This is a genomic window from Agrobacterium sp. AGB01, from assembly GCF_014851585.1.
In the GTDB taxonomy this organism is placed as follows: Bacteria; Pseudomonadota; Alphaproteobacteria; order Rhizobiales; family Rhizobiaceae; genus Agrobacterium.
In genome coordinates this window covers 450,936-464,038 of the sequence record NZ_JACVAB010000002.1, presented here as the reverse complement: position 1 = coordinate 464,038, position 13,103 = coordinate 450,936, and the positions used below count along the sequence as shown (strand labels likewise).

Sequence of the window (13,103 nt, the reverse complement as noted above, 5' to 3'; positions counted from 1 at the left end):
TCTTTTGATGTTCACGAAAAGCGTTATTCGAACGAATTTGCTTTACGTACCTCACAATGAAGGCTAGCCTTACATAAGGTCATGGTGAGCATGAAAAATGCCACCGAGCCGGAGCTTTGGGAGGAGTTCACGTGCAGCCAGAAAACCGGTGGACGCACAGCTTGTTGCTGGCGGCCTTAGCAGACATGCAGCCTGCGGGAAGCGCCCTATGACGGCGCAGGGCAAAGATTCCGCGTCTTTGATTCTCGAAGCCGCCTCACTCAACAAGTCTTTCGGCCCCGTACAGGTTTTGCACGACATCAATCTTCAGGTTTATGCCGGGGAGGTGCACGCCATCATTGGCGAGAATGGCGCTGGCAAATCGACATTAATGAAGTTATTCGCCGGAAATGAACGTCCCACAAACGGCGAACTGCGCATTGACAAGAAACCGGTTACATTCGCCGGCTCTGTGGATGCGGAAAACCACGGCGTCGTGCTGGTCCATCAGGAAATCCTGCTGGCACCGGATTTGACCGTTGCACAGAATATCTACCTTGGCCGCGAGTTGACCCGTGGCCCGATCGTTGATGATACCGCCATGCGCGAAGGTGCTGCCAAGGCGATCCGTGATCTTGGCGCAGTTATCGATCCGGATGCCATCGTTGGTCGTCTGTCGATTGCCCAAAGGCAGTTGGTGCAGATCGCCCGTGTTCTTCTGGTGCCGCACCGTCTGGTTATTTTCGATGAGCCAACCGCGTCACTCTCCCCTGTCGAAACCGATGCACTGCTGGCTGTCATCCGTGACATCAAGGCCAAGGGTGTCGCCGTTCTCTATATTTCGCACCGTTTGCCGGAGGTGAAGGAGATTGCCGATCGCGTCACCGTCCTGCGTGACGGTCGCCTGATCGGCACCCATGACGCCGCGTCACTCAACCCGGCAGATATGGCTCGACTGATGGTGGGGCGCGATGTTTCCAAGCTCTACCCGGATCGAAAAGCAGCGGCCGCACGGGAACCCGTGCTGGAAGTCGATAACTTCACCGTACCGGGCTACGTCACCGACGCCAGTTTCAAACTGCAAAAGGGTGAAATTCTTGGCTTTGCTGGGCTGGTCGGCGCGGGCCGCACAGAACTAATGGAGGGTGTTGTTGGTCTGCGACCTGCAAGCGGCACTATCCAGCACAATGGCAACCCGGCACGCTTTCGTGACGCACAGGAAAGCCTGAAAGCAGGCATTGTTTACCTGAGTGAAGATCGCAAGGGCAAAGGCTTGCTGCTCGGTAAGGACCTCCGCATCAACCTTACCCTCGCCTCACTTAGACATTTCGTCAGCGGCCTGCAGATTGATGCGCGCAAGGAACGGCAGGCATTGGACGACGCTATCCGTGACTTCGATATCCGCACGGGCCGCAAGGATTTGCTGGCAGGTCAGCTTTCCGGCGGCAACCAGCAAAAACTGTTGCTGGCAAAAATGATGATGCTCAATCCATCCATCGTCATCATCGATGAGCCGACACGCGGCATCGACATCGGCACAAAAGAACAGATCTACCGTTTCATCGTCGGGCTGGCCGAACAGGGAAAATCGGTGATCGTCGTTTCATCGGAAATGCCGGAGCTGATCGGCATCTGCGACCGCATCGTTGTCATGCGCTCCGGCCACATCGCCGGTGAAGTGACAGGCGATGCAATGACGGAACATGAAATCGTTGTGCTGGCAACAGGCGTCAGCTCTGAAAAAGTTGCTTAAGGGGGATTGAATGACAGACGCCGCTGCCGAAAAAACCAAGGCACCCAAAACCTCAAAAGACTGGGATTTACGCGCTGTCGCGCCCTTTGTCGCGCTGGCGCTTTTGCTGGTGCTCGGCACCATTGCCAACCCCAACTTCATCGGCATCGACAATCTGCTCAATGTCATCACCCGCAGCGCCTTCATCGCGATTATCGCACTTGGCGCAACCTATGTGATTTCGGCTGGCGGGCTTGATCTTTCCGTCGGATCCATGGTGGCGTTTGTCGCCAGCCTGATGATCCTGTTCATCAATAGCGGCACGATAGCCGATCCGACATGGATGTTGCTGACAGCCATGTTGCTGGCACTGGTCATTGGCGCGATGTGTGGCCTTGCCAATGGTCTCATCACAACGATCGGGCGCATTGAGCCGTTCATCGCAACACTTGGAACGATGGGCATCTATCGCGGTCTGACGACATGGCTGTCGCAAGGCGGCGCAATCACCCTGCGCAACTCGGAAATTCAGGCCATGTACCGCCCGGTCTATTTCGGCACGGTGTTTGGCGTTCCGGTTCCCGTTCTGGTCATTTTCATCACTGCGGCCATTGCCGCATTCGTGCTGTACCGCACCCGTTATGGCCGCCATGTTATTGCTGTTGGTTCCAGTGAAGACGTCGCCCGTTACTCCGGCATTTCCGTCAACCGGGTTCGCACCATTGCTTATGTCGTGCAGGGTCTGTGCGTCGCAGTTGCGGTACTTCTTTACGTGCCGCGCCTTGGCTCAACGTCCGCAACAACAGGCATGTTGTGGGAATTGCAGGCCATTACCGCAGTGGTCGTGGGTGGCACGGCGCTACGTGGCGGTGTCGGCCGTATATGGGGTACCGTCTGCGGTGCTTTCATCCTCGAAATCGTCGGCAACATCATGCTGCTGTCCAATTTCGTCAGCGAATATCTGATTGGGGCCATTCAGGGCGCCATCATTATCATTGCCATGCTGGTCCAGCGATCCTTGACCCGCAAGTAAACAGGATTGGCCGGGCCGTTGGGGCGAGCTTGGTTGAGGAGGAGACGTGCCCCGCAATCTTTTGGGAGAAAGATCATGCGAACAAAAATATTAGGCATCGCGTTTGCAGCACTGGCGGCATCATTTGCCGGATCCGTGCATGCTCAGGACAAAAAAGTCACCATTGGCGTTTCCATTCCGGCAGCCGACCACGGCTGGACAGCGGGCGTGGTGTATCATGCAGAGCGCGTCGCCAAACTGCTGATGCAGGAACACCCCGGTCTGAACGTTATTGTAAAAACGTCCGCTGACCCGGCCAGCCAGGCCAATGCCCTGCAGGACCTTTCCGTACAGGGATTGGATGCGCTGGTTGTTCTGCCAACCGACCCGGATCCGCTGACAAACGCCATCAAGGAAATCAAGGACAAGAAGACCTTTGTTGCCCTGGTTGACCGCGCACCAAGCGTCAACGACAACACCATCCGCGATCTCTATGTTGCCGGTAACAACCCTGCACTTGGCCAGGTGGCCGGTGAATACATCAAGGCAACAACCCCTGACGCCGAAGTTGTGGTTATCAGAGGTATGCCAATCCCTATTGACCAGCAGCGTCAGGATGGCTTTGACAAGGGTATTGCCAATTCCAACGTCAAGGTTCTCGACCGTCAGTACGGCAACTGGAACCGGGATGATGCCTTCCGCGTCATGCAGGACTACCTGACCAAGTACAAGAAGATCGACGTGGTCTGGTGTCAGGATGATGACATGGCGGTTGGCGTGCTCGAAGCAATTCAGCAGGCAAAACGCACCGATATCCAGTATGTGGTGGCGGGTGCCGGTTCTAAAGACATGATCAAGCGCGTTATGGATGGCGACAAGCTGGTTCCGGTTGACGTGCTTTACCCGCCAGCAATGGTCGCAACAGCCATGCAGCTGACCGCCGCGCATTTCTACGATCAGGTTCCGGTTAGCGGCGAATACATTCTCGACGCAACCCTGATCACCAAGGACAATGCCGAGCAGTTCTACTTCCCGGATTCCCCGTTCTGATATCGCAAACTGCAATGCGCCCGCCTGCGGGCGCATTCACCCCATTCCTATGTTTTTTCGTATATTCGATAATGGAGGGTATTTATGAAGACGATCAAAGGACCTGCCTTGTTTCTGGGCCAGTTCGCGGGCGATGCCGCCCCATTCAACACCTGGGACGGCATTACAAAATGGGCCGCCGAAAAAGGGTATATCGGCGTGCAGGTGCCGACATGGGCAAGCCAGCTGATCGATCTGAAAAAAGCCTCGGAATCCAAAGACTATTGCGATGAATTTGCCGGTGTCGCCCGCCAGAACGGCATCGAAGTAACAGAGCTTTCCACCCACTTGCAGGGACAGTTGGTCGCCGTTCACCCCGCCTATGACGAAGCGTTTGACGGTTTTGCAGTGCCGGAAGTGCGCGGCAATCCCAAGGCGCGTCAGCAATGGGCGGTAGAACAGGTCAAAATGGCCCTGAAAGCTTCCCGCAATATGGGCATCAAGGCCCATGCGACATTTTCGGGCGCGCTGGCATGGCCTTTTGTCTACCCATGGCCACAACGCCCGGCGGGCCTGGTCGAAGCCGCCTTTGACGAACTGGCAAAACGCTGGACACCAATTCTCGACTACGCCGACGAACAGGGTGTCGATATCGCCTACGAAATCCACCCCGGCGAAGACCTGCATGACGGCGTAACATTTGAAATGTTCCTGGAGCGGGTGAAAAACCATCCGCGCGCTAACATGCTCTACGACCCGTCGCACTATGTGCTGCAGTGCCTCGATTATCTCGACAACATCGATATCTATAAGGACCGCATCAAGATGTTCCACGTCAAGGATGCGGAGTTCAACCCGACCGGTCGACAGGGCGTTTATGGTGGTTATCAGGGCTGGGTAAATCGTGCCGGACGTTTTCGTTCGCTGGGCGACGGACAGGTGGACTTCGGCGCAGTGTTTTCCAAAATGGCTGCTAATGATTTTGATGGCTGGGCCGTGGTCGAGTGGGAATGCGCACTCAAACATCCGGAAGATGGTGCCCGCGAAGGCGCAGAATTCGTCAAAGCCCATATCATCCGCGTCACTGAAAAGGCATTTGACGACTTTGCTGCCAGCGGCACCGATGACGCCGCAAACCGCCGCATGTTGGGCCTGTAAAAAAGCTCCAAGAGGAACACGATGACTATTGAAGCAAAAACGACCGAAATAGCCACCAGCCGCATTCGTCTGGGCATGGTCGGCGGCGGTATCGGCGCATTTATCGGCGGTGTGCACCGCATGGCAGCGCGTCTAGACAACCGCTTTGAACTGGTGGCCGGCGCCCTCTCCTCTTCACCTGACAAGGCCGTGGCCTCGGGTCACGAGCTGGGGCTGAGCCCGGACCGCGTCTATTCCAGTTACAAGGATATGGCGATCCGCGAAGCCCGGCTGAAAAACGGCATTGAAGCGGTGGCGATCGTCACGCCGAACAATGTGCATTACGAGGCGGCACGCGAATTTCTCAAACGTGGCATTCACGTCATCTGCGACAAACCGCTGACCTCTTCACTCGCTGACGCCAAAAAACTGAAAAAGGCAGCTGACGAAAGCGGTGCGCTGTTCATCCTAACCCACAATTACACCGGCTACCCCATGGTGCGGCAGGCGCGCGAAATGATAGCGGCCGGCGAGCTTGGCGACCTGCGTGTCGTCCAGGTCGAATATGCGCAGGATTGGTTGACCGAAGCGCTTGAAACAACCGGCGCCAAGGGTGCAGTATGGCGTACCGACCCGAAACAATCAGGCGTTGGCGGCTCCACGGGCGATATCGGCACCCATGCCTTCAATCTAGCCTCCTTCGTCACCGGACTGACACTGGATAGTCTGGCCGCAGATCTCGACAGCTTCGTTGAAGGCCGTCGTGTTGATGACAACGCCCATGTCATGCTGCGTTTTGCCGGCGGGGCCAAAGGCATGTTGTGGTGCAGCCAGGTTGCTCCCGGCAACGAGAACTCCCTGAAACTGCGGGTTTTCGGCACCAAGGGCGGGCTGGAATGGGCGCAGGAAGATCCCAACCGTCTGTGGTTCACACCCTTTGGTCAGGAAAAACGGTTGATTACCCGTGGTGGTGCCGGTGCAGGTGCGGCAGCAGCCCGCGTCACCCGCATTCCTGGCGGCCATCCCGAGGGATATCTGGAAGCCTTTGCCACCATCTACACCGAAGCGGCCCATGCCATCGAGGCAAAGCGCAACGGCAAGAGCGTCGACAAAGCAGTGGTTTATCCAACCGTTGATGATGGTGTAAATGGCGTGGCCTTCATTGAGGCTTGCGTTGCTTCATCGCGGAAAAATGCCGCCTGGGTGAAGCTGTAAGAATGCAAACGCTTCCGGCTTCACTAGGAAACCGGAAGCGTTCTCTAAGTCTCAGAGCGCGCCGTCTACGATGACCAGCGGGCGACCCAGCGAGCAGTTTTCTATACGCGCCTCAATCTTGTAGATATCTCGCAACATATCGGCATTGATCACATCGGATGTGTTGCCGCTGACGATCATCTCACCTTTTGCAATAACGATAGTGCTCTCGCAGTAACGAAGCGCATGGTTGAGGTCGTGCAGTGCAATCAGCACGATCATGCCATTCTTTTTGGCCAGATCGGCCACGAAACCCAGCACCTCGATCTGGCGATGCAGGTCTAGCGCCGACGTCGGCTCATCCATCAGCAGCACCTCCGGCCTGCGCACCAGCGCCTGCGCCAGAGAGACCAGCTGGCGCTGACCGCCGGATAGTTCACCGAGACCACGAAACGCCAGATCTTCAATGCGCAATGCCTTCAAGATGGCATCGATCTCATTGAGCTCACTGTCCTGAACACGCCAGCCACCGCCCTGTTTGGCAGACAGCAGGATGGATTCGTACACGGTCAAAACCGCGTTCGCACCGGTATCCTGCGGCATGTAACAAATGGTGCGATCACCTCGTTCCGTATCGGAAAGCTGCACCAGGCCGGGGCCGGAAATGAGCCCCGCGATGCGTTTGAACAGTGTCGATTTGCCAGCCGCGTTTGGTCCAATAACCGCAGTTACACTGCCGCTTTGCAGAAGATCGATGCCGACCTTTGAAAGAACGGTAACGCGACCGTAGGACGCGCCGACATCCTTGAGAGCAAGGGCTACCATGCGCGCCTCCTGTTGGAAAAGATCAGAACGAAGAAGAAGGGAACGCCAACCAGCGCGGTGATGACACCGATCGGCAGGATAGCGCCGGGAATAAGCATCTTGCTGACAACCGAGGTCACGGACAACAGCAGTGCACCGCAGATGACCGACCCCGGCAGGAAGAAGCGCTGGTCCTCACCCACCACCATACGCGCAATGTGCGGGCCAACCAGACCTACAAAACCGATTGTCCCGACAAAGGACACAGGAATGGCAGCCAGCAGGCTGACGGTCAGCATGGTCTGCAAACGCAGGCGACGAACATTGACGCCCATGCTGGCAGCCTTGTCGTCACCAAGACGAAGTGCAGTCAGCGCCCAGGCGTTTTTCATGAACAAAGGCACCGTCAGCACGATGATGCCACCCGTCACATAGACCTTCATCCATGTTGCCTTGGTCAGGCTGCCCATGGTCCAGAACACAACTGCGGCCAATGCCTGTTCCGATGCCAAATATTCGAGCAGCGACAGCGCCGCGTTGAAGGTGAACACCAAGGCGATCCCAAGAAGGACGATGGTCTCAACACTGACACCGCGCATGGTCGAGGCGAAGTGGATGAACATCGCCGCCAGCATCGCCATCAAAAACGCGTTGATCGGCACCATGTAGTGTACGGCACCAGGAAAAATCGCCACGCCCCCCACCAGTGCCAAAGCAGCGCCAAAGCTGGCGGCGGCCGAGATACCAAGCGTAAACGGGCTGGCAAGCGGGTTCGACAAGATGGTCTGCATCTGCGCACCGGCAACCGAAAGCGATGCCCCGACGGTTACGGCCATCAAGGCAATCGGCATACGAATATCCCAGATAACCACACGAAGCTGGTCAGTGACCGAAGCCGGATCCAGGATCGCACCAACAACCTGCGATAAAGTGTATCGCGCCGGGCCAAGAGCCATGTCTGCCGCAAGACTGAGACACAGGGCAAAAACCAGCCCCGCCAGAATGATAATCCTGCGTGTGGCAAGAGCGCGATATTGATCGCGCCCTGTTACTTTGACCTCGGTTTCACTCAAGGAAGCCATCAGTTCGAACCTTTTTCGAGAGAGACGAAATATCCCGGCTTATACGTCACCGGCAGGAATTTCCTATGGAATTCCTCAAAATTCTTCTCCGGGTCCAGATCGGCAAAGATGTCCGGATGGAACCACTTCGCAAATTGCTGGATTGGGAAAAACTCATATGGCGCGCCATAAAACTGGTGCCAGACACCATGAACCTGACCATTCTTGACGGCAGACAGGTTTGGGAATGGCGTGCGTGTCATGAGATTGGCAAGACGTTCTCGCGCCACCACCATGTCGGCCCCACGACCGAGCGGGACAAACTGGTTGATATCGGATTCAGCGGCCCAATTGGAGCCGGTCACGATGACATGGGCAGGATCCGACACCACGAGTTGTTCCGGATTGAGGTCACCAAAGGTGGTCTTGATAATCCCATCGGCGACATTGTGCCCGCCAGCCAGATCAACCATCGCGCCGAAATTGGCGGGGCCGAATGTGCGGCAGCAGGTGTTCTCACCCGAGATACCTGGCGAGCGTTCGATGAACACATTAGGACGTTTCAGATCCCTGATGCCAGCCAACCTGTCGGTGACGCGGGCAATTTCTGCACGGCGATAGGCAATGAATTCTTCTGCCCGCTTTTCTGCACCAAAAAGCTGGCCAAGAATACGGATTGATTTTTCGCTGTTCTTGTCCGGGTCAATTCGGAAATCGAGATAGATGACCTTGATACCGGCAGCCGCTGCCTTTTCTTCAAAGCCGCTTTCCTTGGCACCCTTTTCGGCCTCAAGGTTCAATGTGATGACGTCAGGTGTCAGCGAAATTGCGGTCTCGAGGCTGAAATCGCCTTGCGGGATGTAACCGAAACGCGGCAAATCCGCCAATGCCGGGAACTTCTCGACATAGGCCGTATAACTATCAGGATCTTTTTTGATCAGGTCATCGCGCCAACCGACAATGCTGTCGAATGTCTGATCACCTTTCAGCGCGGCGATAACGTGGATCTGGCGGGCTTCACCAACAATCACGCGCTTGGCGGGCAACTCGATCTCGACCGTATGTCCCGTGACATCGGTAATTTCAGCAGCAAATGCCGGCATTGCCAGAAGCGAAACGGCGAGCACCGTTACATGGCGAAACATCTTGAACCGCATGGGTGGTCCCTCTCTCTTTAATCAGAAATGGCGAGGCCGCAATTTTGCAGCCTCGCCTGATCAACCGGCACCCCCCCATGCACCGTCAGTCGTCATTTTTTACTCTGCGTCCTTCAGCGACACGAAGTAGCCGGGCTTGTAATCCAGCGGCAGGAAGCGCGCGTGCAGTTCCTTGAAGGTTGCTTCAGGGTCCAGATCTTTGAACAGATCAGGGTGCAGCCACTTGGCAATTTCCTGAATGGCAACGAACTGGTACGGATTATTGTAGAACTGGTGCCAGATGGCATGAACATTGCCATCCTTGACCGCCTGCACACCGGTGAAGGCCGGACGCTTGGTCAGGTTTTCCAGCTTGCGGCGGGCTTCTTTCAGATCAGCGCCATAACCGACACCAACCCAGTTACCACCGGGAACATAAGCGTCCCACTTACCACCCGTCACGATGATCTGGTCAGGGTTCGAAGCAATGACCTGTTCGGGATTAACGGTGCCGAAAGTGCCGGGAATGATGTCCTTGGCCATGTTGATGCCACCGGCAATTTCAACCATCTTGCCGAAGTTCTCGTTGCCGAAAGACATGCAGCAATCATCAGAATAACCACCGGCGCGTTCGATGAAAACAACAGGCTTCTTCGGATTGTTCTTTTCCAGAACGTCCGTGACGCTCTTGATGCTGTCGGCGCGGAACTTGATGAAGTCTTCAGCCAGTTGCTCCTTGCCCATCAGCTTGCCCATGACGCGCATGCTCGGCTCAGTGTTTTCCATCGGCTTTTCACGGAAGTCGACATATACAAGCGGAATGCCAACCTTGCCGAGCTTCTCGATGTAACCGGCCTCTTCCGTTGCGGTCTTGGCATCGATGTTCATCAAGATGACGTCGGGCTTCAGCGCCACCGCCTGCTCAATGTCAAATGTACCATCCTTCATGCCACCAAAAGTCGGCAGCTTGGCGATGTCAGGATATTTGGCCAGATAGGCCTCATAGGTTTCAGGGTCGGCCTTTGGCAGGTCATCGCGCCAGCCAACCACGTGTTCAAACGGGTTGTTCTTGTCCAGAGCAGCAAGGAAATAGATCTGACGGCCTTCGCCAAGAATGACATTTTTGACAGGCACATTCACCTCAACATCACGGCCCGTGACGTCCTTGAGGGTGACCTTGTCCGCAAATGCCGGCCATACGCTCGACACGAGAAGACCCATTGCAAGTACAGTTGATTTGCCTGTAATGCGCATTGAAATTGCTCTCCGGTGAAAACTGCCGGGGCTTTATTATTTTATGACTGATACCGTCAAGTTTTATCTTTTAGACGGTTTCCAAAGTGACGAACGCCAGGGTTGGATACGATGTCGAACATAGACAGACACGGGAATAATTTCGCACTACGTGATGAAATCAAGGCCTATTGGTCATCCCGCGCTGCAACCTTCGATCTATCCCCCGGCCATGAGATTTTCTCCGATGAGGAGCGCGCCGCCTGGCACGCTTTGATCCTCAAACATCTGGGTCCGGGTAACGGTCGGGTTGCACTCGACCTTGCCTGCGGCACCGGCGTAATCTCCCATCTGATGGATGATCTCGGTTTTGCCGTCACCGGCCTCGACTGGTCCGAAACCATGCTGGCATTGGCCCGCTCCAAGGCAATTTCCAGGAGCCGCTCGATCCATTTCAACATGGCAGACGCGGAAAACACCATGGAGCCGGATGGCACCTATGATGTCATTATAACCCGCCATCTGGTGTGGACGCTGGTAGACCCGAAGGCCAGCTTTGCCGAGTGGTTTCGCGTCCTGAAACCCGGCGGTAAACTGCTGATCGTGGACGGCGATTTCGTCAACATCAGTCTTGGCGAAAAGCTGCTCAAGAAGCTTGCCGCGTTTCTGGAAAATGCCGGCTTCCGCAATCCCGGAACACCGCATGCGCCGGGCCACAGTGCCACCGCCCACAACAGCATCCTGTCCCGCGTCTATTTCTCGAATGGGGCACGCGCAGATGCCGTCGCCACACTGTTGAAAGACACGGGTTTCCAATCACTTACTGTCGATGCCAACCTTAAGAAAATCCATAAGGCGCAGGCCAAAGACCTCGGATTTTTCAAGGCAACGGCCCGTGGCCTGCAACACCGTTACGCCATTCTGGCAACCAAACCGGATGCCTGAGCAACAAAAAACCCACGCGTTTCACCAAGGCGTGGGCTTTTGAAAACTCAGACCAAAACGATCAAACCGGCTGCGGGAGACCCGGAGCAACGGCAACCATAGGCGCTGAAAGGTTCATGACCAGGATCGGTGTCTTACCCGGTACCCGGTTATAGAGATCGATGATATCCTGATTGAGCATGCGCACGCAGCCAGACGATACCGATTTGCCAATCGTCCACCATTCCGGCGACCCGTGGATACGGTAGAGCGTATCCTGGTTGTTTTGGAAAATGTAAAGCGCGCGAGCACCAAGCGGGTTGTTCAGACCAGGATCCATGCCGCCATTGGCAATGCTGTAAGGCTGCAACTCAGGCTGGCGCGCCACCATTTCATCCGGCGGTGTCCAGCGTGGCCATTGGCGTTTGTATTGGATAACACCCCTGCCCGCCCATTCAAAACCGGCACGACCAAGGCCAACGCCGTAACGCATGGCCTGGCCACCTTCCATCGTCAGATACAGGAAGTGGTTGCTCGTATCGACAATGATTGTGCCGGGACGCTCACTGGTAGGATTTGCAACCATCTGGCGATGGAAACGCGATGGAATTTTTTGATAAGGAATAGCCGGCAGCGGGAATTGCTCCTCCGGCATCGGGCCATACATGCTGGCCAGCATGGAATTATCCACAGACGGTTCAACTGGTGCCGCAACGGTCTGGTTGGAGGTCGTGGTGCAGCCAGCCAATACGGTGGTTGCCATTCCGGCCGTTCCCAGCAGGAACATGCGTCTTGTGATAATCTCGGTCTTCAATCGACGTCCTCAGTTTATTTTCTTATGCCCGCAAAGGGATCAGCCAGCGCCGCTTCGGGACGGCTGACGGGGTATTTGGTTTTAGATACGCTGGCCGCCATTTTCTTCGCGCCATTCTTCTCGAGGATTGCGCGGAAGCTCGGATGCATGCCACCGTCGGAATATGCCATCACCGGAACCGACGTCGCCTGCGCGATGGCCAGATCCACTTTCTGCTTTTCCAAATCCAGTTTTGCCATGAGTGCCGAATCCGGCTGGTTTACGGCAGGAGGACAAACGGCCAAGGGATCAGAAGGTTCCCCACCGGAAAATTCTGTGTTGAATACATAACGGCGACCGCAGACCGACACCTTCGGCTGGCGTTTTGTCAGCTCGAAGGAATCATATCCTTCTTTCAAGGTGCGCCAGAACGGCATGTTCTCGTCGTCCTTGTGTAGGGCCATATTTTTCGCAGTCATGCGGAACGGATAGGCCTGCACCTGGAAACGGCTTTGACCACTTTCCAGCGCCTTTTGAACGACAGCGTAAATTTCACCAACCTGCTGGTCCGTCATGGCGTAACATCCCGACGATGAGCACGCGCCATGCACCATCAATGCCTCTCCGGTGTAACCGAGGGCCGATTCAAGACGGTTGGGATAACCAAGGTTGAACGATACGTAATATTGCGAGTTCGGGTTCAGCATGCCGGCCGAGACATGATAAAAACCTTCAGGCGCTTGACGATCGCCAGACTTCATCTTCGGCCCAAGTTTGCCGGACCAGCGGCACATCGGGTAAGTTTTAAACAGCGCATAAGCACCAGACTTATCAACCTTCCAGACTTCCAGTTCGCTTTCCTGCTTGAAAATGCGAACAAGAACAGGGCTTTCCTGTTTCATGCCCTTGCTGGCCATCTCGGCCTTCACCTTGCTGGACAGCTTTGGTGCCTCGGCCGTTGCGCTGAGGTCCATAGACGTACAGCTGGCCAGAGAAATGCCCACCAGCGCAGCCGCCGCCAGCTTGTAAACCGATGGCAACATAGAGCGCTTAAGCGAAAGACAGTGGT

12 protein-coding genes are annotated in these 13,103 nt (G+C 55.7%); 6 read left to right on the top strand and 6 right to left on the bottom strand.

All coding sequences use genetic code 11. From position 1 onward, the window contains the following. Nucleotides 1–208 precede the first annotated feature (208 nt). The 5 genes from IB237_RS08950 (at nucleotide 209) to IB237_RS08930 (ending at nucleotide 6,104) form a co-directional block, all read left to right on the top strand. Nucleotides 209–1,732 carry a sugar ABC transporter ATP-binding protein gene (locus IB237_RS08950; protein ID WP_192488298.1) on the top strand — a complete coding sequence of 508 codons (1,524 nt, stop codon included), beginning with the start codon at nucleotides 209–211 and terminating at the stop codon, nucleotides 1,730–1,732. 10 nt (nucleotides 1,733–1,742) lie between these two features. Next, nucleotides 1,743–2,744, top strand: a complete 1,002-nt coding sequence (locus tag IB237_RS08945; RefSeq protein WP_192488297.1) for an ABC transporter permease — start codon at nucleotides 1,743–1,745, stop codon at nucleotides 2,742–2,744. 75 nt (nucleotides 2,745–2,819) lie between these two features. Continuing rightward, nucleotides 2,820–3,773, top strand: a complete 954-nt coding sequence (locus IB237_RS08940) for a substrate-binding domain-containing protein (RefSeq protein WP_192488296.1) — start codon at nucleotides 2,820–2,822, stop codon at nucleotides 3,771–3,773. Between the two features lie 84 nt (nucleotides 3,774–3,857). Next, nucleotides 3,858–4,910 (top strand): sugar phosphate isomerase/epimerase, encoded by a 1,053-nt coding sequence (locus IB237_RS08935; protein WP_192488295.1) that lies wholly within the window; start codon nucleotides 3,858–3,860, stop codon nucleotides 4,908–4,910. Nucleotides 4,911–4,931: 21 nt separating this feature from the next. Further along, complete coding sequence (locus tag IB237_RS08930) at nucleotides 4,932–6,104, top strand: Gfo/Idh/MocA family protein (protein WP_192488294.1); 1,173 nt, start codon at nucleotides 4,932–4,934, stop codon at nucleotides 6,102–6,104. A gap of 51 nt (nucleotides 6,105–6,155) precedes the next feature. Here the strand turns inward: IB237_RS08930 and IB237_RS08925 are convergent, their stop codons facing one another. From IB237_RS08925 to IB237_RS08910, 4 genes are all read right to left on the bottom strand, one after another. After that, nucleotides 6,156–6,908 carry an ABC transporter ATP-binding protein gene (locus IB237_RS08925; RefSeq protein WP_192488293.1) on the bottom strand — a complete coding sequence of 251 codons (753 nt, stop codon included), beginning with the start codon at nucleotides 6,906–6,908 and terminating at the stop codon, nucleotides 6,156–6,158. Next, nucleotides 6,902–7,969, bottom strand: a complete 1,068-nt coding sequence (locus tag IB237_RS08920) for an iron ABC transporter permease (RefSeq protein ID WP_192488292.1) — start codon at nucleotides 7,967–7,969, stop codon at nucleotides 6,902–6,904. Before IB237_RS08920 ends, IB237_RS08925 begins: the two co-directional genes overlap by 7 nt. Beyond that, nucleotides 7,969–9,105, bottom strand: a complete 1,137-nt coding sequence (locus IB237_RS08915) for an ABC transporter substrate-binding protein (RefSeq protein ID WP_192488291.1) — start codon at nucleotides 9,103–9,105, stop codon at nucleotides 7,969–7,971. Before IB237_RS08915 ends, IB237_RS08920 begins: the two co-directional genes overlap by 1 nt. Nucleotides 9,106–9,204: 99 nt before the next feature. Continuing rightward, on the bottom strand, nucleotides 9,205–10,338 hold the full coding sequence (locus IB237_RS08910; RefSeq protein WP_192488290.1) for an ABC transporter substrate-binding protein: 1,134 nt from the start codon (nucleotides 10,336–10,338) through the stop codon (nucleotides 9,205–9,207). A 111-nt stretch (nucleotides 10,339–10,449) separates the two neighbouring features. On the opposite strand from IB237_RS08910, the gene IB237_RS08905 reads away from it, so the two are divergent. Beyond that, nucleotides 10,450–11,262, top strand: coding sequence for a class I SAM-dependent methyltransferase (locus IB237_RS08905; protein ID WP_192488289.1), 813 nt, complete (start codon nucleotides 10,450–10,452; stop codon nucleotides 11,260–11,262). 61 nt (nucleotides 11,263–11,323) lie between these two features. Here IB237_RS08905 and IB237_RS08900 read toward each other — a convergent pair whose 3' ends face one another. Both IB237_RS08900 and IB237_RS08895 read right to left on the bottom strand, forming a co-directional pair. After that, nucleotides 11,324–12,055, bottom strand: a complete 732-nt coding sequence (locus tag IB237_RS08900; protein WP_371815274.1) for a L,D-transpeptidase — start codon at nucleotides 12,053–12,055, stop codon at nucleotides 11,324–11,326. Nucleotides 12,056–12,069: 14 nt separating this feature from the next. After that, nucleotides 12,070–13,077: a murein L,D-transpeptidase family protein gene (locus IB237_RS08895; RefSeq protein WP_246787762.1), complete on the bottom strand. Its 1,008-nt coding sequence runs from the start codon at nucleotides 13,075–13,077 to the stop codon at nucleotides 12,070–12,072. Between the last annotated feature and the right edge of the window lie 26 nt (nucleotides 13,078–13,103).